At 56.7% G+C, this 19,411-nt stretch carries 16 protein-coding genes; 10 read left to right on the top strand and 6 right to left on the bottom strand.

Features of this window, described 5'->3' with window-relative positions:
* Window positions 1-12: 12 nt before the first annotated feature.
* Window positions 13-333 carry an ATP-dependent Clp protease adapter ClpS gene (gene clpS, locus HV242_RS07305; RefSeq protein ID WP_006174393.1) on the bottom strand — a complete coding sequence of 107 codons (321 nt, stop codon included), beginning with the start codon at window positions 331-333 and terminating at the stop codon, window positions 13-15.
* A 267-nt stretch (window positions 334-600) separates the two neighbouring features.
* Between clpS and cspD the strand changes: the two genes are divergently transcribed.
* Complete coding sequence (gene cspD / locus HV242_RS07300; RefSeq protein ID WP_008499993.1) at window positions 601-822, top strand: cold shock-like protein CspD; 222 nt, start codon at window positions 601-603, stop codon at window positions 820-822.
* 70 nt (window positions 823-892) lie between these two features.
* Here cspD and macB read toward each other — a convergent pair whose 3' ends face one another.
* Together macB and macA are read right to left on the bottom strand one after the other, a co-directional pair.
* Complete coding sequence (gene macB / locus HV242_RS07295) at window positions 893-2,833, bottom strand: macrolide ABC transporter ATP-binding protein/permease MacB (RefSeq protein WP_020884837.1); 1,941 nt, start codon at window positions 2,831-2,833, stop codon at window positions 893-895.
* Complete coding sequence (macA, locus tag HV242_RS07290) at window positions 2,830-3,945, bottom strand: macrolide transporter subunit MacA (RefSeq protein WP_020884838.1); 1,116 nt, start codon at window positions 3,943-3,945, stop codon at window positions 2,830-2,832. Before macA ends, macB begins: the two co-directional genes overlap by 4 nt.
* 159 nt (window positions 3,946-4,104) lie before the next feature.
* Between macA and HV242_RS07285 the strand changes: the two genes are divergently transcribed.
* Window positions 4,105-5,061 carry a VirK/YbjX family protein gene (locus tag HV242_RS07285; protein ID WP_063858318.1) on the top strand — a complete coding sequence of 319 codons (957 nt, stop codon included), beginning with the start codon at window positions 4,105-4,107 and terminating at the stop codon, window positions 5,059-5,061.
* Here the strand turns inward: HV242_RS07285 and HV242_RS07280 are convergent.
* Window positions 5,058-6,716 carry an ATP-dependent endonuclease gene (locus HV242_RS07280; RefSeq protein WP_104440266.1) on the bottom strand — a complete coding sequence of 553 codons (1,659 nt, stop codon included), beginning with the start codon at window positions 6,714-6,716 and terminating at the stop codon, window positions 5,058-5,060. The genes HV242_RS07285 and HV242_RS07280 overlap by 4 nt on opposite strands.
* Before the next feature lie 289 nt (window positions 6,717-7,005).
* Here HV242_RS07280 and aqpZ point away from each other — a divergent pair, with 289 nt between their 5' ends.
* The 4 genes from aqpZ (at window position 7,006) to hcr (ending at window position 11,543) form a co-directional block, all read left to right on the top strand.
* Window positions 7,006-7,701 carry an aquaporin Z gene (gene aqpZ, locus HV242_RS07275; protein WP_025204573.1) on the top strand — a complete coding sequence of 232 codons (696 nt, stop codon included), beginning with the start codon at window positions 7,006-7,008 and terminating at the stop codon, window positions 7,699-7,701.
* A 166-nt stretch (window positions 7,702-7,867) separates the two neighbouring features.
* On the top strand, window positions 7,868-8,767 hold the full coding sequence (locus HV242_RS07270) for a LysO family transporter (protein ID WP_020884841.1): 900 nt from the start codon (window positions 7,868-7,870) through the stop codon (window positions 8,765-8,767).
* 144 nt (window positions 8,768-8,911) lie between these two features.
* Complete coding sequence (hcp, locus tag HV242_RS07265; protein WP_032677785.1) at window positions 8,912-10,564, top strand: hydroxylamine reductase; 1,653 nt, start codon at window positions 8,912-8,914, stop codon at window positions 10,562-10,564.
* A gap of 10 nt (window positions 10,565-10,574) precedes the next feature.
* Window positions 10,575-11,543, top strand: coding sequence for an NADH oxidoreductase (gene hcr, locus HV242_RS07260; protein WP_014169350.1), 969 nt, complete (start codon window positions 10,575-10,577; stop codon window positions 11,541-11,543).
* A 45-nt stretch (window positions 11,544-11,588) separates the two neighbouring features.
* Here hcr and HV242_RS07255 read toward each other — a convergent pair whose 3' ends face one another.
* Window positions 11,589-12,023, bottom strand: a complete 435-nt coding sequence (locus HV242_RS07255) for a DoxX family protein (protein ID WP_032677784.1) — start codon at window positions 12,021-12,023, stop codon at window positions 11,589-11,591.
* A gap of 151 nt (window positions 12,024-12,174) precedes the next feature.
* Here HV242_RS07255 and poxB point away from each other — a divergent pair, with 151 nt between their 5' ends.
* The 4 genes from poxB (at window position 12,175) to HV242_RS07235 (ending at window position 17,486) form a co-directional block, all read left to right on the top strand.
* Window positions 12,175-13,893, top strand: a complete 1,719-nt coding sequence (poxB, locus tag HV242_RS07250; protein ID WP_063858320.1) for a ubiquinone-dependent pyruvate dehydrogenase — start codon at window positions 12,175-12,177, stop codon at window positions 13,891-13,893.
* A gap of 38 nt (window positions 13,894-13,931) precedes the next feature.
* Entirely contained in the window at window positions 13,932-14,933 is a 1,002-nt protein-coding gene (gene ltaE / locus HV242_RS07245; protein ID WP_020884843.1) for a low-specificity L-threonine aldolase, read from the top strand.
* A gap of 10 nt (window positions 14,934-14,943) precedes the next feature.
* Window positions 14,944-16,383, top strand: coding sequence for an SDR family oxidoreductase (locus HV242_RS07240; protein WP_040017040.1), 1,440 nt, complete (start codon window positions 14,944-14,946; stop codon window positions 16,381-16,383).
* 89 nt (window positions 16,384-16,472) lie between these two features.
* On the top strand, window positions 16,473-17,486 hold the full coding sequence (locus HV242_RS07235) for an NAD-dependent epimerase/dehydratase family protein (protein ID WP_020884845.1): 1,014 nt from the start codon (window positions 16,473-16,475) through the stop codon (window positions 17,484-17,486).
* 62 nt (window positions 17,487-17,548) lie between these two features.
* Here the strand turns inward: HV242_RS07235 and HV242_RS07230 are convergent, their stop codons facing one another.
* Window positions 17,549-19,378, bottom strand: a complete 1,830-nt coding sequence (locus HV242_RS07230) for a chitinase (protein ID WP_063858321.1) — start codon at window positions 19,376-19,378, stop codon at window positions 17,549-17,551.
* Window positions 19,379-19,411: the final 33 nt, after the last annotated feature.

Raw genomic sequence — 19,411 nt, 5'->3', positions numbered from 1 at the left:
TTTTATGCCTTATCAGGCCTTTTCCAGCGTACACAGCAACGGATGCTCGTTCTCCCTCGCATAATCGTTCACCATCGCGACTTTGGTCTCCGCCACTTCGGCGGTAAAGATGCCGCAAATAGCTTTGCCACGATAATGAACGGTAAGCATCAGTTGCGTTGCACGTTCTACATCATAAGAAAAGAACTTTTGTAGCACGTCAATAACAAATTCCATCGGCGTGTAATCATCGTTCATTAACATAACTTTATACATAGATGGCGGTTTTAGCGCGTCACGCACTTTATCTTCCGCCAGCTGGTCAAAATCCAGCCAGTCGTTGGTCTTACCCATTTTGCATAACCACTTTGAATCTACCTCAGATGTTAGATAACAATCATCTATTACTGTCATCCGCGATGTCTGTCACAAACTGTTGCAATAGCGTTAACTGCTTCAAACTTTGGTTGATTATTGTCCCATCTCAAGCGCCAAACGCTTGACGACTTCTTTCGTTTCTCTAAATTGTACAAGCGTGAGATGGCGAGGTTTTGAACAGCCCCCACTCCACCACCGGTTCATTCCATCTTAACTTATAAGATTTACGAAGGATGTCGAAGCATGGAAATGGGTACTGTTAAGTGGTTCAACAACGCCAAAGGGTTTGGCTTCATCTGCCCCGAAGGCGGCGGCGAGGATATCTTCGCTCACTATTCCACCATTCAGATGGATGGTTACAGAACGCTCAAAGCCGGGCAATCCGTCCGGTTCGATGTACACCAGGGACCAAAAGGCAATCATGCAAGCCTGATCGTACCCATTGAAGCAGAAACGGTCGCATAGCTCTCTGTTTTATTGTGTACATCCCGCCGTCAAAATGCCAGCCCGATCGGCTGGCATTTTTATTTTCAGCCTATTCGCGAGCCAACGCATCCACAGGATCCAGACGCGCCGCATTGCGGGCAGGCAGCCAGCCAAACAAAATGCCGGTAAAAGTCGAACACAAAAATGCGGTAAGAATGGCCACCGGCGAGAAACCAATCTCCCAGCCGGGTAAAAAAAGCTGCAGAGCAAACGCGATCATCATCGACAGCGCAATGCCCATCGCGCCGCCCACCAGACACACCAGCACCGCTTCAATCAAAAATTGCTGCAGCACATCGCTGGCTCTGGCACCGACTGCCATGCGGATGCCAATCTCCCGGGTACGTTCCGTGACCGATACCAGCATGATATTCATCACCCCGATACCGCCAACCACCAGCGAGATCACCGCCACCAGCGTCAGGAACAGCTGAAGAGTACGTGTGGTCTTTTCCGCCGTTTTCAAGAGACCGTCCATGTTCCAGGTGAAGAAATCTTTCTTCCCGTGACGCAACGTCAGCAGCCGTTCCAGCTGTTGCTCGGCCTGCGCGCTGTCGTAGCCCTCCTTCACGCGAACGGTGATGGAGTTCAGCCAGGACTGCCCCATAATCCGCCCGGAGATGGTGGTATAGGGCAGCCAGACGCGCAGGATCTTGCTGCTGCCAAACATCGACTGTTTCTCTTCCGCCACGCCAATCACCGTCGCAGGCATGTTTCCGACCAGGATAACCTCGCCCACCACGTTGGTTTTATTGGGGAAGAGCTGCCGGCGCGAGTTGGCATCAAGCACCACCACCTGCGCCCGGCCCGCTAACTGCTCGGCATTGAAGGTGGCACCTTCGCTGAAGGTCATGCCATAGACGTTAAAGTAATCGCCGCTGACGCCGTTGGCGCTGGCAGCAACGTCAACATTGCCTACCCGCAGACGGAGGTTTTGCGAGACCGCCGGCGTGGCCGAATTCACCCACGGCTGCTTCTGGATAGCCGCCAGATCGTCATACTTCAGCGCCTGCTGATACTGCGGCTCGTCATCGCCAAAATCTTTGCCGGGATAGACATCAATGGTGTTGGTCCCGATGGCCCGAATATCCGCCAGCACCAGCTGTTTGGCCGCGTCGCCCACGACCACAATCGACACCACCGAGGCGATACCAATGATGATGCCCAGCATGGTCAACAGGGTGCGCATTTTATTGGCAGCCATCGCCAGCCAGGCCATGGTCAGCGCCTCACGAAACCCGCTGGAAAATTGTCCCCAGCCGGTTGACGCCGGCAGGACTTCTTTCGGCGCCGCCGCCCGGGCGTGACGCGCCGGCGGGTTGCTGACCAGCTCTCCGTCGCGGATCTCAATGATGCGCTCGGCCTGCGCAGCCACCTGCGGATCGTGGGTAACGATGATGACCGTATGCCCCTGATCGCGAAGCTGGTGAAGGATCGCCATCACCTCTTCACCCGAATGGCTGTCGAGCGCCCCGGTCGGTTCATCTGCGAGGATCACCTGACCGCCGTTCATCAGCGCGCGTGCGATACTGACACGCTGCTGCTGGCCGCCGGAGAGCTGCGAGGGCTGGTACTCCACCCGTTCCGCCAGCCCCAGACGCGTCAGCAGCATCTGGGCGCGCTCAAGGCGTTTTTTCCGCTCGACGCCGGCATAGACCGCCGGCACTTCGACGTTCTGCGCCGCCGTCAGGTGAGAGAGCAGATGGTAACGCTGGAAGATAAAACCGAAATGTTCCCGCCGCAGTTTTGCCAGCGCGTCACCGTCCAGCGTGGAAACATCCATTCCGGCCACCCGATAGGTGCCGCTGGTGGGTCTGTCCAGACAGCCGAGAATATTCATCAGCGTCGATTTACCGGAGCCGGACGCACCGACAATCGCCACCATCTCGCCCGCTTCGACGCGCAGGGTGATCCCCTTCAGCACCTCAACCGGGCCATCACCCGACGGATAGCTGCGACGAATGTCATTCAGCTCAAGCAACGCCGTCATTTAGCGGCTCCGGGCAGGCTTTCGCTGGTGACAACCTCCTCACCCTCTTCCAGCCCTTTGACCACCACCACGTCGGTGTCATTACGCGCACCAATGACCACTTCTCGCTCACGCGTTTCGCCGTTGCGCAGCACTTTCACTTTATAGCGGCTCTCGCCGGTGGATTCACCCAGCGCAGAGAGAGGAATGGTGAGCACATTTTTCACGCCGGTAAGCTGAATGTGCACCTGTGCGGTCATATCCAGACGCAACACGCCCTGCGGGTTAGGTACCTCGAAGCGCGCATAGTAGAAGATGGCATCGTTCACTTTTTCCGGCGTCGGCAGAATGTCTTTTAGCGCGCCTTCATAGCGCGTCTGAGGATCGCCGAGGACGGTGAACCAGGCTTTCTGCCCCGGCTTCAGATGAATAACATCCGCCTCTGAGACCTGGGCTTTCACCAGCATGGTGCTCATGTCCGCCAGGGTCAGAATGTTGGGCGCCTGCTGCGCCGCAATCACCGTTTGCCCCTGCAGCGTGGTAATTTGAGTCACTTCCCCGGCCATGGGCGCCACAATCTGCGTATAGTCGAGGTTGGTTTTGGCCGTATCCAGCGAGGCCTGGTTGCGCTTGATCTGCGCATCGATAGTCCCGATCTGCGCCTGCTTAACCGCCAGCTCGGTGGCGGCCGTGTCTAAATCTTGTTTCGAGATGGCCTGCGTTTTGGCCAGCGCCTGCTGACGCGTTAACGTCACCTGGGCCAGGTTACGCTCAGCCTGCGCCTGTGCACGCTGGGCACGCAGTTCCATGAGCGTGGCTTCCACCTCACGGATCTGGTTTTGCGCCTGCTCAGGATCGATAACGCCCAGTAGTTGGCCTTTTTTCACCTTGTCGCCAATCTCAACCGACAGCGTTTTCAACTGACCGCTTACCTGTGCACCCACGTCAACCTTGCGCAGGGCATCCAGTTTTCCCGTCGCCAGCACGTTTTGCTGCAGCTCGCCCGGACGGACAATCAGTGTTTGATACTGTGGTACAGGGGCATTCAGGATCTGCCATAGCCAGAACCCTCCCCCGATAACAATTACCGCCAGCAGCAGAAACCACGTTCTGCGTTTTCCCTTGAGGTTCATAAATATTCCAAATAAATGTTCTGGCAATTATAAACGTTGATTCTATCTAAACGACTCCTCAACGAAACCCCCGCGCACCGAAATCGCCTCGATTTGTTGATGAGTTATTGAAATTTCGCCTGCTGAAATAGAACCCTTCCTTCAGAAGCAGGATCTAACATGTCTTCCATCGTCGATACACTTATTTCTCATCAGCCCCAGCCTAAATCCGGCTGGCAGCTCTTCAATAATCTGGCCTTCGGGAAGATCACTCCGGGGCTGGCATGGCAAAACCCCGCTTATCGACGTAAGTTCATGCTCCGTTCGCTGATGACACCGTTCAGCACCACGCGTCTGCTGTCAGAGCTGGCAAAGCAGCCGCGCCTGATGCAAATGTTGCAGGTGCAGCCGGGGCTGCCGTGCCGCCTGCACCGCCCGTGGTTAACGGTGGACATGGATCGCCGACAGGCGCTGGAATCGCTGACCTGGCACTACCAGACCATGACGCGCCAGCTTCCGGCAACGCTGGTCAAGGGTTACCTTTCACCGCAGGGGGCAACCCTGCTGACCCTGACCGGAAAAGACGAACAGCAGTTTACTGTGCGCCTGTGCGCCGACGCCTTCATGGATAAAGAGGGTGAAGCCACCCTCGTCTTTTGTAACCATCAGAATACCGTGCTGGCGGAAATGACCTTCACGCTGTGCCCGTTTGAAGGAAAAACAACGCTGTTCATCGGCGGCCTGCAGGGGGCAAAAGCACATGTTCCACATGAACTGATCCAGGGGGCGACCAAAGCGTGTCACGGCCTGTTCCCGAAACGCCTGCTGGTTGAAACGGCAATGACGCTTGGCGCAGCTTTCCCGGTTGAGCATATTGTCGCGGTGAGTAACGCCACGCATATCTACCGCAGCTGGCGTTACCGCAAGAAAAAAGAGGGAAAACTGCTGGCCGATTATGACAGCTTCTGGCTCTCCCTCGGTGGGCAAAAACAGGATAACGGCCACTTCATGCTGCCGCTCGCCATGCCCCGTAAGCCGATGGAAGAGATTGCGAGCAAAAAGCGCGCTGAGTACCGCCGCCGCTATGCGCTACTGGACAGCCTGACGCAACACGTCACGCAGGCGACCCGCACTTAATCCGCTTTCCCGCGTGCCAGCCACAGCACGCGGGAGAACATCTTGCGCAGCAGCGTCGGCACGGACTCCACGCCCCGTCTCCCCGCTTCCGTCGCCACCTCAATCGCTAAATCAGGTTTTGAAGAGCGGTGGATGGCTTTGGCAATCACGCGCCGCATGTTCATTGGCACATCCACCGGCACCATCGCAATCCGGTGGAACACGTCGTCGAACCCCTGACGGTACATAAAGTGCTCCATGTCCATGGCCGGCAGCATGGTTAAGTGGTCGCGCTCTTCTTCGCGCTCATTATTTAGCAGGCCACGCACGGTCGCGGCATATTTTTTCCCCGCCTCGTCACCATCCACCAGCACATGCCATTCAATGCCCATCCGCCGGGCGAATTTGATCAGCGGCTTGATCCCCGACTGGGCAAATTCGATGACCTTGATACCTTCGGCATCAAAATGGTGGCCGCACTGACGCGCCAGTTCGTTGATAACCCAGGTTTCCGTTTCTCCCTCAACCAGCAGCCAGCAGCGGGCGAACAGCGACGACGCACGATTAAAGCGGATGTGGAACGAGATACGACGTCCCTCTTCCGCGTTCATCCCGCCCGACCCGAGGCGATAGGCGGTGACGCGGGAAGACTCACGTACCAGACGGCAGACGTGTTCAACCGGGGTCAGCGACAATAGCTCGCCGGAATTGGTGGTGGTTACGCGCTGCAGCGGCAGCAGATTCAGCAGGTGCCACGCCACCGAGAGCATGATCGGGTGCAGGCGCGTTTCCGGGTCTTCCACCAGCAGCAGCGGGCGGGCGTCACGGTCGAGACGAACGGTGCCCTTGGCCTGCAGTAGCGTAGAAAACAGCCCCAGCAAAATCACCCGATGGGTACGGCCACCGGGCCTGTCGATCATCCGGTTAATGATATCGAGGTAACGCCAGCTGCGTTGTTCATCGTGAGAGCGGCGGCGCATCAGACGATGGCGCGACTCCGACGTCCCCTGCTCGGAAAAATAGTGTTCCAGCAGTTGTACCATTGCCGACAACCCCTGGCGGATTTGACCATCGGTCAGATTTTGCGGACGCGCCACCAGCTCTCGCGCCAGGAAATCCAGCTCGCGGGCGGTCACTTCCACTTCCGGCATATTCGGTACGGTGCCGTTGCGGATCCGCCGCATAAAACGCGCATCACGCAGGCGCAACACCGGCATCAGGCGAATCAGGTGGCGAGCCAGGTCGTCGATGTCATCCAGCGGAATAGGGTTGGCTTTCTCATCGAGGAAATCACGCAGGGTTAATACGCCCTCGTTTTCTGCCATCTCACCTTCCAGCCGGTAGAAAATCCGGTGGAAACCGTCGTCGCACGGGACCCAGCAGGGTGATAACGGCCGGAAGCGACGCACGCGGTGACGCCCCGGCTCGGATTCGCGGAATGTCAGAATAATGTGCAGGTGTTTTTCGCGGCCGTTCACATCGCCGGGAGGAAACCAGAAATCATCATGGGCAAAGTGATACAGATCGTCTTCGGGCGAAAGCAGCAGCGTCAGCGCATCCAGCAGGCTGGACTTACCCCACGCGTTCTCACCGATCAGGACGTTGTTCTGCTCAAGCTGCAGCGACAGGCGGTTAATACCGCGGAACCCAACAATTTCCACACGTTCGAGAAGCATAAATCCCCCGCGAGATGATCACTTTTTCCTTTAAATTATCAGCAGTATAGCGGCAGGAACTTTGACACGACAGCACAACCTTCGTGCTGTAGAGAATTGGTCTATGCTCTATTTACCGTCGATTTGAACAAGGAATGACATCACGTTGCCATAAATCAAATTAACCGAATTAATTTTAGTGGCGAAGGGATGTTTTTGTTTTTAAAATAATGGCTCTTTGAGTCGTCATCCCTTTTTTGACGATATCCCGCACGCAGGAACGCGTGTGAAGTTTATTATTGAGGTGGTTATGTTTAGAAAATTAGCAGCAGAATGCTTTGGTACATTCTGGCTGGTGTTTGGTGGCTGCGGTAGCGCCGTTCTGGCAGCAGCATTTCCGGAATTAGGTATTGGTTTTGTCGGCGTTGCGCTGGCATTCGGTTTAACCGTATTAACCATGGCGTTTGCCGTGGGTCATATTTCCGGTGGTCATTTTAACCCGGCGGTGACATTAGGTTTATGGGCGGGCGGTCGTTTCCCTGCTAAAGAAGTCATTGGTTATATTGTGGCCCAGGTTGTTGGCGGGATTATTGCTGCAGCGGTTCTGTACGTTATTGCCAGCGGTAAAGCCGGCTTTGACGCCGCCGCAAGCGGCTTCGCCTCAAACGGTTTCGGCGAACACTCCCCTGGCGGTTACTCCATGCTCTCTGCCATCGTGATTGAAATTGTGCTGACCGCAGGCTTCCTGCTGGTGATCCACGGCGCAACCGACAAACACGCCCCGGCGGGCTTTGCACCTATTGCCATTGGTCTGGCGCTGACGCTTATCCACCTGATCTCTATTCCGGTCACCAACACCTCCGTAAACCCGGCGCGCAGTACTGCCGTCGCTATTTTCCAGGGCGGCTGGGCGCTTGAGCAGCTGTGGCTGTTCTGGGTAATGCCAATCATCGGCGGTATTCTGGGCGGCGTGCTGTATCGCACCCTGCTGGAAAAACGCGATTAATTGCGTGTGCAGTCGGGTAGCACTTACGCTTACCCGAGCTGCATGACAACACTCAGGCCGGGTCAGGCGTTGCTGCCACCCGGCTTTTTTGTTGCTCCTTTACCTGACAACGTTTATTGGGTAGTGTCTCTGGCGCTTAACAGATATTCACAAGGACCCGTTGTTCATGTTTTCAGGACTCCTCATCATTCTGCTGCCTCTGATTGTGGGCTACCTTATCCCGCTACATCGCGAATCCGCGTTACGGCTTATCAACCGTTTTCTGAGCTGGATTGTCTACGTCATTCTTTTCTTTATGGGGATAAGCCTGGCGTTTCTGGATAATCTGGCCACCAATCTGCTGGCGATCCTGCATTATTCTGTCGTCACCTGCGCCGTTATTTTGCTGTGCAATATTGCCGCACTTTTCTGGCTTGAGCGAACTATTCCGTGGAAAAATCACCACCATCAGGAAAAACTGCCGTCACGAATTGCAATGGCGCTGGAATCTTTAAAATTATGCGGCGTCGTGGTGCTGGGGTTTGTTCTTGGGTTAAGCGGATGGAATTTTTTACAGCACGCGACGGAAGCCAGTGAATATACCCTCATTTTCCTGCTGTTCCTTATCGGTATTCAGCTGCGAAATAATGGCATGACGTTGAAACAGATTGTCCTGAATCGCCGTGGAATGATCGTCGCGGTTATCGTCGTCATTAGCTCACTGGTGGCGGGCGTGATTAACGCTTTTATTCTCGGCCTGCCGTTAAAAACCGGTCTGGCAATGGCCTCCGGATTTGGCTGGTATTCCCTTTCCGGTATTCTGCTGACCGAATCGTTCGGTCCGGTCATCGGGAGCGCCGCCTTCTTTAACGACCTGGCGCGAGAATTAATTGCCATTATGCTGATCCCGGGCCTGGTGCGCCGCAGTCGCTCGACCGCACTGGGTCTGTGTGGCGCCACGTCGATGGACTTTACCCTGCCGGTTCTGCAGCGTTCAGGTGGGCTGGAGATGGTGCCTGCCGCCATCGTACACGGCTTTATTTTGAGCCTGCTGGTTCCCGTTCTGATGGCGTTTTTCTCCGCCTGATACTCCTCTGGCGGTAGACTTTCTGCCGCCAAAATTGCGCTAAATCAATCTCCCTCTATTTTGTAGAAGAAAGCCCTTTTCACCGTTCAGTCACAGGCATAATCTCAAACATGTATATCAAATATAACTTTAACAGGTGTGATTATGTTTTGTGTGCAATGTGAACAAACCATCCGTACCCCGGCAGGCAATGGCTGCTCTTATGCGCAAGGTATGTGCGGCAAAACCGCAGAAACATCAGACCTGCAGGATCTGCTGATTGCCGCCCTGCAAGGCCTTTCCGCATGGGCATTCAAGGCCCGCGAATATGGCATTATTGACCACTATGTAGACAGTTTCGCCCCCCGCGCCTTTTTCTCCACGCTGACTAACGTTAACTTTGATTCCCCGCGCATCGTCGGCTATGCCCGCGAAGCAATTGCGCTGCGTGAAGCGCTGAAAGCGCAGTGCCTGAGCGCCGATGCCAACGCACGGGTAGAAAACCCAATGGCAGACCTGCAGCTGGTGAGCGACGACCTGGGCGAGCTGCAGCGTCAGGCAGCAGAATTCACCCCCAACAAAGATAAAGCGGCGATTGGCGAGAACATTCTCGGCCTGCGTCTGCTCTGCCTGTACGGCCTGAAAGGGGCCGCGGCCTATATGGAACACGCGCACGTTCTGGGCCAGTACGATAACGCTATCTATGCTCAGTACCACAAAATCATGGCGTGGCTGGGTACCTGGCCTGCCGAGATGAATCCGCTGCTCGAATGTTCAATGGAAATCGGCCAGATGAACTTCAACGTGATGCGTATTCTGGATGCCGGTGAAACCCGCACCTACGGCCACCCGACGCCGACGCAGGTTAACGTTAAAGCGACCGAAGGCAAGTGCATCCTGATCTCCGGCCATGACCTGAAAGACCTCTATAACCTGCTGAAGCAGACCGAAGGCACGGGCGTTAACGTCTATACCCACGGCGAAATGCTGCCCGCACACGGCTACCCGGAACTGCGTAAATTTAAACACCTGGTCGGGAACTACGGCAGCGGCTGGCAGAACCAGCAGGTTGAGTTCGCCCGTTTCCCGGGCCCCATCGTGATGACCTCTAACTGCATCATCGACCCCACCGTTGGCGCGTATGACGACCGCATCTGGACCCGCAGCATCGTTGGCTGGCCGGGTGTGAGCCACCTGGAAGGGGATGATTTCGGCCCGGTCATCGCCCAGGCGCAGCAGATGGGTGGCTTCCCGTACAGCGAAATCGAACATCTGATCACCGTCGGCTTTGGTCGTGAAACCCTGCTCGGTGCCGCGGATTCACTGATTGACCTCGTGAGCCGTGAAAAACTGCGCCATATCTTCCTGATTGGCGGCTGTGACGGCGCGCGCGGTGAGCGTAACTACTTCACCGATTTCGCCACCAGCGTACCGGAAGATTGCCTGATCCTGACGCTGGCGTGCGGTAAATACCGTTTCAACAAGCTGGACTTCGGCAACATTGAAGGTTTGCCACGTCTGGTCGATGCGGGTCAGTGTAACGATGCCTACTCTGCCATCATTCTGGCCGTCACGCTGGCGGAAAAACTGGGCTGCGGCGTCAACGATCTGCCGCTGTCGCTGGTGCTCTCCTGGTTTGAACAGAAAGCGATTGTCATCCTGCTGACCCTGCTCTCTCTCGGCGTGACCAACATTGTGACTGGCCCCACCGCACCCGGCTTCCTCACACCGGATCTGCTGGCCGTGCTGAACGAGAAGTTTGGTCTGCGTTCCGTGACCACTGTAGAAGAAGATATGCAGCAGCTGCTGAGCGCGTAAGGAGTTATTCATGACCATGCCAACCTCACAATGTCCGTGGCGGATGCAGGTTCATCACATCCATCAGGAGACGCCGGATGTGTGGACGCTGTCCCTGCTGTGCCATGACTACTATCCGTACCGTGCAGGTCAGTATGCGCTGGTCAGTGTCCGCAACTCAGCGGACACGCTGCGCGCCTACACGATCTCCTCAACGCCGGGCGTGAGCGAGTACATCACGCTCACTATCCGCCGTATCGATGATGGTGCAGGCTCGCAGTGGCTGACCCGGGACGTGAAGCGCGGGGATTACCTCTGGCTGTCGGACGCACACGGGGATTTCACCTGTGACGATAAAGCGGAAGATAAATTCCTGCTGCTGGCCGCCGGGTGCGGCGTCACGCCGATCATGTCAATGCGTCGCTGGCTGGCGAAAAACCGTCCGCAGGCTGATGTTCAGGTGATCTTCAGCGTGCGCTCGCCGGAAGATGTGATCTTTGCCGAAGAGTGGCGTAACTATCCGGTGACGCTGGTGGCGGAACATAACGCAACCCACGGTTTTGTCGCCGGACGTCTGAGCCGTGAACTGCTGCAAAGCGTCCCGGATCTCGCGGATCGTACCGTGATGACCTGTGGGCCGGCGCCGTATATGGATATCGTTGAGCAGGACGTGAAAGCGCTGGGCGTGACCCGCTTCTTCAAAGAGCAGTTCTTCACCCCGGTCGCGGAAGCGGCAACCAGCGGAATTACGTTCACCAGGCTGCAACCTGCTCAGACTTTCTTTGGCCGGGTCGGCACCACGCTACTGGACGCGCTGGAAAGCAACAATGTGCCGGTGGTGGCAGCATGCCGTGCTGGCGTGTGTGGCTGCTGCAAGACCAAAGTGGTCTCCGGTGAGTACACCGTGACGAGCACCATGACGCTGACCGAGGCAGAAATTGCCGACGGATACGTGCTGGCGTGCTCGTGTCATCCACAGGGCGATCTTGTGCTGGCGTAGCGAATGACGGGGGTAAGCGCTCGCGTTTACCCCCGGTTAGTACGCCTACCGCCAGACCGGCGCTTTCCCCAACGCAAAACGCCCAGCGCCTAAACATGCTACCGCCAGCGCACCGATAAAGAAGTACACCAGGCTCTCAATCGCCCAGGCACCTACCGCGTCCAGCGCAAAGGTTTCCCCCGTCCCGACCATCAGCCACGCCACAATCATGGTAAACGCCAGCACCAGTGCCGCCGGGCGCGTAAAAAGCCCCACGATAATCAGGACAGGCGCCACCACTTCGCCAATGAGCACGCCGTAGGCGATAAACCCCGGTAATCCTTTTTCCACCAGCATGCCGCTGATGAACCCCACGCCACCCAATAACTTGTGTAAACCGTGAAAAAGCATCAGCCCACCGACGGCAAGTCGTAACAAGAGTTTGCCGGCATCGTCGCACGATAGCTTTTCATTAACAGCAATTAACAATGATTTAACCATTTGAAATGATTCCTGTTTTCATCTGTGTGATGACCAGATTATGCCGAATCATTGCGGGTGAAAAGCACCTTTTAATAAGGGGGAAAGCGCGGCAATACAGTGACTTTCTTCTAAGCTTGTAAGCGATATCACTTAAAGGAGATGGACACCCATGAAACAAACCGTGGCTGCATACATAGCAAAAACCCTCGAGCAGGCAGGCGTAAAGCGCATCTGGGGCGTAACCGGCGACTCCCTGAACGGGCTGAGCGATAGCCTCAATAAGATGAAAACCATTGAATGGATGCCAACCCGTCATGAAGAGGTTGCCGCCTTCGCGGCTGGGGCGGAAGCGCAGGTGACGGGTGAACTGGCCGTCTGCGCCGGATCGTGCGGACCGGGCAACCTTCACTTGATCAACGGCCTGTTTGACTGCCACCGCAATCACGTACCGGTCCTGGCGATTGCCGCGCACATCCCTTCTTCCGAAATCGGTAGCGGCTATTTTCAGGAGACGCATCCTCAGGAGCTGTTCCGTGAATGCAGCCACTATTGCGAATTAGTTTCCTCACCAGAACAGATCCCTCAGGTTCTGGCCATTGCAATGCGCAAAGCCGTGCTTAACCGCGGTGTTTCGGTGGTCGTTATTCCCGGTGACGTGGCGCTGAAGGCCGCGCCTGAAGGTGCCAGTTCGCACTGGTATCACGCCCCACAGCCTGTCATCACGCCGGCTGAAGAAGAGCTCAAAAAGCTCGCGCAGCTGCTGCGTTACTCCAGCAATATCGCCCTGATGTGCGGCAGTGGCTGTGCAGGCGCGCACAAAGAGCTGGTGGAATTTGCCGGCAAGTTAAAATCCCCGATTGTTCACGCCCTGCGCGGCAAAGAGCACGTCGAATATGACAATCCGTATGACGTGGGCATGACCGGACTGATCGGTTTTTCCAGCGGTTTCCACACCATGATGAATGCCGACACGCTGATCCTGCTCGGCACCCAATTCCCGTACCGCGCGTTTTACCCGACGGATGCCAAAATCATTCAGATTGATATTAACCCGGGCAGTATTGGTGCCCACAGTAAAGTCGATATGGCGCTGGTAGGAGACATCAAATCCACCCTCGCAGCCCTGCTGCCGCTGGTGGAAGAAAAAACCGACCGGAAGTTCCTCGACAAAGCCCTCAGTGATTACCGCGATGCACGCAAAGGACTGGACGATCTTGCCAAACCGAGCGACAAAGCCATTCATCCCCAGTATCTGGCGCAGCAAATTAGCCATTTCGCGGACGACGACGCCATCTTTACCTGCGACGTGGGCACCCCGACCGTCTGGGCGGCACGCTATCTGAAGATGAACGGCAAACGCCGTCTGCTGGGGTCGTTCAACCACGGTTCGATGGCCAACGCCATGCCGCATGCGCTGGGGGCCAAGGCCACCGCACCAGAGCGTCAGGTGGTGGCGATGTGCGGCGACGGCGGGTTCAGCATGCTAATGGGCGATTTCCTGTCGGTTGTGCAGATGAAGCTCCCGCTGAAAATCGTGGTCTTTAACAACAGCGTGCTGGGCTTTGTGGCGATGGAGATGAAGGCAGGTGGCTATCTGACGGACGGCACCGAGCTGCACGACACCAACTTCGCGCGCATCGCTGAAGCCTGCGGCATCACGGGTATTCGCGTAGAGAAAGCCTCAGAAGTCGATGAAGCCCTGCAGTGCGCCTTCTCCATCGACGGTCCGGTACTGGTGGATGTGGTGGTGGCGAAAGAAGAGCTGGCGATCCCACCGCAGATTAAACTCGAGCAGGCCAAAGGATTCAGCCTCTATATGCTGCGCGCGATCATCAGCGGACGCGGTGATGAGGTAATCGAACTGGCAAAAACCAACTGGCTCAGGTAAAACATTTCACATAACCTCTTAAATTAAAGGGATGTGAAATGATTGATTTACGCAGTGATACCGTTACCCGTCCGGGTCGCGCCATGCTCGAAGAGATGATGGCCGCCCCGGTCGGGGACGACGTCTACGGTGACGATCCAACGGTGAATGCGCTGCAGCGTTATGCCGCCGAGCTAAGCGGTAAAGAGGCCGCCCTGTTTCTGCCATCCGGCACCCAGGCCAACCTGGTGGCGTTGCTCAGCCACTGCGAACGCGGTGAAGAGTATATTGCCGGTCAGGGCGCGCACAATTACCTGTACGAAGCAGGCGGTGCGGCGGTACTGGGCAGCATTCAGCCTCAGCCGATTGATGCCGCCCCGGACGGCACCCTGCCGCTCGACAAGGTCGCGGCGAAAATCAAAGTCGATGATGTGCATTTCGCCCGCACCAGGCTGCTCAGTCTGGAAAACACCCACAACGGCAAAGTGCTGCCGCGCGAGTACCTGAAAGCAGCGTGGGAATTCACCCGCGAGCGCAAACTCGGGCTGCACGTGGACGGCGCGCGCATCTTTAACGCCGTGGTGGAGTATGGCTGCGAGCTGAAAGACATCGCGCAGTATTGCGATTCGTTCACTATTTGCCTGTCTAAAGGGCTGGGGACGCCCGTTGGCTCGCTGCTGGTGGGCAATGCGGACTACATCAAACGCGCGGTCCGCTGGCGTAAGATGACCGGCGGCGGGATGCGCCAGGCCGGTATTCTGGCAGCAGCCGGACTGTACGCCCTGAAAAACAACGTGGCCCGCCTGAAAGACGACCATGAAAACGCCGCGTGGATGGCCGCACAGCTACGCGAGATTGGTGCAGACGTTATGCGCCACGATACCAACATGCTGTTCATTCGCGTGGGCGAAGAGCACGCTGCCGCACTGGGTGAGTTTATGAAAGCCCGTGGCGTGTTGATCAACGCCTCGCCGGTGGTACGCCTGGTTATGCACCTGGACGTTAATCGTCAGCAGCTGGCAGACGTGGTGAAACACTGGCAGGCGTTTTTACAGCGCTAAGGAGCAGAGCGTGCCGCAACGTATTCTGGTACTCGGTGCCAGTGGGTATATCGGTCAGCATCTCACCACTGCGTTAAGTCAGCAGGGACATCAGGTGCTGGCCGTGGCACGCAACACGGAGCGTCTGCAAAAACTGCACCTGCCCGGGGTGACCTGTCACAACGTCGATCTCAACTGGCCCACGACGCTGCCGGCGTTACTGGAAGGGGTCGACACGCTTTACTACCTTGTTCACAGCATGGGCGAAGGGGGCGATTTTATCGCCCATGAACGTCAGGTGGCGATGAACGTCCGCGACGCGCTGTTGCGCACACCGGTGAAGCAGGTGATTTTTTTAAGCTCGCTGCAGGCGCCTGCTAACGAGCAGTCCGATCATCTTCGCGCCCGTCAGCTCACGGCTGAAACCCTGCGCGGCGCCAATATTCCCGTCACCGAACTGCGGGCGGGGATCATCGTCGGGGCCGGCTCCGCCGCGTTCGAAGTGATGCGCGACATGGTGTACAACCTGCCGGTGCTTACCCCGCCGCGCTGGGTGCGATCGCGCACCACGCCGATTGCGCTGGAAAATTTACGCCATTATCTGGTGGCCCTGCTGGACCATCCGGCTGAGCAACACCGCGTGCTTGAGGCTGCCGGCCCGGAAGTGCTGAGCTACCAGCAACAGTTCGAACATTTTATGCGCGTCAGCGGCCGCCGACGCTGGCTGATCCCCATTCCCTTCCCTACCCGCTGGATCTCGGTGTGGTTTTTAACCGTCATTACGTCCGTGCCGCCGACGACCGCAAAAGCGCTGATCCAGGGGCTCAAACACGATCTGCTGGCCGACGATCGCGCGTTGCGTGCGCTGATCCCCCAGACGCTGATCCGTTTCGATGATGCGGTACGCAATACGCTCAAGGAAGAGGAACAGCTGATGAACTCCAGCGACTGGGGCTACGACGCCCAGGCGTTTGCCCGCTGGCGGCCTGAGTACGGTTACTTTCCTAAACAGGCGGGCTGCACGGTGAACACCCCGGCCAGTCTGGCGGACCTGTGGGAGGTGGTGAATCAGATTGGCGGCAAAGAACGCTATTTCTTCGGCAATATCCTCTGGCAAACCCGTGGCGCACTGGATCTGCTGGTAGGACACAGGCTGGCGAAAGGCCGTCCTGCGCACCCGTATCTTGCGGTAGGCGATACGGTTGACAGCTGGAAGGTAATTATCGTCGAGCCCGAAAAACAGCTGGCGCTGCTGTTTGGCATGAAAGCGCCCGGTCTGGGACGGTTGTGCTTTACGCTAAAAGACAAAGGCGACCATCGTGAACTGGACGTTCGTGCCTGGTGGCACCCGCACGGTATGCCGGGGCTTTTCTACTGGTTGTTAATGATCCCCGCTCACCTGTTTATCTTTCGCGGAATGGCGAAACGTATCGCGCAGCTGGCAGAACAAAAGACGAAAATAACTCAATAAAACTCTTATTCTTTCACCTTTCCCATTGCAACCCGCCGTAATTCACGAAAGAATGCGCACGAAATTCTTTTTCAACACAGTGGATTGATATGAAGGTACTGGTTACCGGGGCGACCAGCGGCTTAGGCCGAAATGCGGTCGAGTTTCTGCGCAACAAAGGCATCAGCGTCAGGGCCACCGGTCGCAACGAAGCGATGGGTAAACTGCTGCAAAAAATGGGCGCAGAGTTTGTCCATGCCGACCTGACGGAGCTGGTCTCCTCTCAGGCCAAGGTGATGCTGGCCGGTATTGATACGCTGTGGCACTGCTCCAGTTTTACCTCCCCGTGGGGCACCCAGGAAGCTTTTGACCTCGCCAACGTGCGTGCCACCCGTCGTCTGGGTGAATGGGCCGTGGCCTGGGGCGTGCGTAACTTTATTCATATCTCCTCCCCGTCTCTCTATTTCGACTATCACCATCACCGCGACGTGCAGGAAGATTTTCGCCCGGCGCGCTTTGCCTGTGAGTTTGCCCGCAGTAAAGCGGCCAGCGAAGAGGTGATCGATCTGCTGGCGCAGTCGAACCCGCACACCCGTTTTACCGTATTGCGTCCTCAGAGCCTGTTCGGCCCGCATGACAAAGTGTTTATCCCGCGTCTGGCGCAGATGATGCACCACTACGGCAGCGTGCTGCTGCCCCGCGGTGGCGATGCGATGGTGGATATGACGTACTACGAAAATGCGGTCCACGCCATGTGGCTGGCAAGCCAGCCAGACTGCGATACCCTGATTTCCGGTCGCGCGTATAATATCACCAACGGTGAGCCCTGCACGCTGCGCAGCATCGTGCAAAGGTTGATTGACGAGTTGCAAATCGACTGCCGTATTCGTTCCGTGCCCTACCCGATGCTGGATATGATTGCCCGCAGTATGGAGCGTCTTGGGAGTAAATCGGCGAAAGAGCCTGCGTTGACGCACTACGGTGTGTCAAAGCTCAACTTTGATTTTACGCTGGATATCACCCGCGCAGAGAACGAACTGGGGTATAAGCCGATTGTCTCCCTGGATGAAGGGATTGTGCGTACTGCCGCCTGGTTGCGTGACCACGGTAAATTACATCGCTAGTTGAGTGCGCTCATCTCAGAGAACAGAGACGAAAACGGCAACCCGAAGGTTGCCGTTTTGTTTTACAGTGCCGTCCAGGCGTCTGACCACGCCAGACCCGCGCCTGGCTCGTAGTACGCCGGGGCATTGTTACACCAGCCGCTGTACGGGAACGGTTTGCACTGGAACAGTTTACCGTGGTTATTCACGATATCGCCTGCCTTGTACTTGCTGTTCGCGCTCCACGCGGCGTAAGCACCTGAAGTACCGTCGTTTTCAGACGGCGTCGTGGCTTTCGCTTTAACGTTCAGCAGATAGGAAGTGGTGCTGCTCAGCTCGCCATCGCTCACGGTCAGGCTGACTTCGTACTGTTGAGCCGTCGCAGACTCTGGCGCGGTAAAGGTCACCACCGCCTTGTCTTCACCGGTGACCGTCTGGCCATCCTGTGAACGCCAGGTGTAGGTCAGCGTGTTGCCGTCCTGGTCAGTGGATCCTTCTGCGCTCAGGGATACCTGCGCGCCCGCTTCCACCGCACCGATTGGGCCCGCAATCTGCGCGACCGGGGCGTGGTTCACCACGGTCGGTTCTGCCGGCGTTTCGTCCGGAACCGGTGCCGGTGCCGGGGTTTCATCTTCCGATGGCGTCGGTGCCGGAGTGACCGGATGCTCGTCCGGCGTCACGGCGGAACCGTCATCGTTGATAATGTTGACGTTATAGAATTTCTTCACGCAGTTCGTGTAGTCACCCTCTTTAAAGGCGCTGAACGGCGTCTGATAACCGACCAGCTGGCAGGAATACGTTTTACCGTCTGGCGTATCGGCACTCCATCCCCAGTCCTGCTCCCAGTAAATCTTCAGCGCACCGGCGCCGCCTTCATCGAACTGCTTCATGTTGGCACAGCCGAGGACTTCATTTGCCGGGACAGGCACTTTCAGGTACTTCGCAAACTCTTTGTAGTACTTGATACGGTTTTCAGACTGGGCAATCTCAGTCGGGCCGCCACACTCTACGCCACCGTTAATGATCTGGGTGGTCACGCCGAAGCCCGGAACCAGGCCGTTGGCTTTGTCATGATCGTTTGGCTGCCAGGTGCCGTCGATAACCTGCAGCATGCTCGGTTTCGGCGGCTGCGGATAGGCGAAGAAGAAGATGGCGCTTGCCAGGTTCAGCCAGGTGTCAGCCACCAGCTCCGGCTTGTCGAGCAGCGTGCGGACAGTGCCGAACATCGCTTCAGAGAACGGACCGTAGTTGTAGTTATAAGACAGCTGTTTAGCCCCACGGCCAAAGTAACTCACGAAATCGCCGTCTTTGTCTTTGCCGCACGGCCAGGTTTGTCCCTGCCAGATATCAGGATTACATTCGCCGTTGTAACCGCCTTTCTGCCCTTCGGTCCAGCCCATTTCGCGAACGTGAACCAGCGCCTGACGCCATTCGGCTTCCGGACGCCAGCTTTCGTGGCCACCGGTTTCCTGTGCGAAGTGGGCAAACATGGTGGCCAGCTCTTTACGGCAGATGGCGTCGCTGTCACGGCCGTCGTTGTAGGTCTTACACAGCGCCGGGAATTTGCCCACCGCTTTCAGAAAGTTACTGTAGGTGTAGGACTGCGCTCGCATCGGGAAAAGGTATTCCCAGTCGCTGGCCTTCACAATGCCTTCAACGCGTTTAACGTTATCCGGGTTCGCTGCACGGCCTGGCTCAATCAGCTCAACCTGGGCATTATCCAGCGTACGAATGGTGTCTTTAACCGACGCCATCAGTGGAAAGTTAGTCAGTTCCTGTTCTTTCTTCGCCAGATCGCTGGCTTTCAGGGTGAACGGCTCGCTGGTGGTTGCCTGCAGCGTCGCAGCCTGTGCCATGAAAGGCGCAATGCATGCACCCGCAACGAGCACGCTCAGTAAGGTCCTTTTGGTCATTTCAACTCATCCTATATATAGCAACAAGGGTTA

The organism is Enterobacter sp. RHBSTW-00593 (assembly GCF_013784105.1).
Lineage (GTDB): Bacteria > Pseudomonadota > Gammaproteobacteria > Enterobacterales > Enterobacteriaceae > Enterobacter > Enterobacter ludwigii.
The sequence above is the reverse complement of the archived record's forward strand: the minus strand, read 5'-3'. Positions and strand labels throughout refer to the sequence as shown.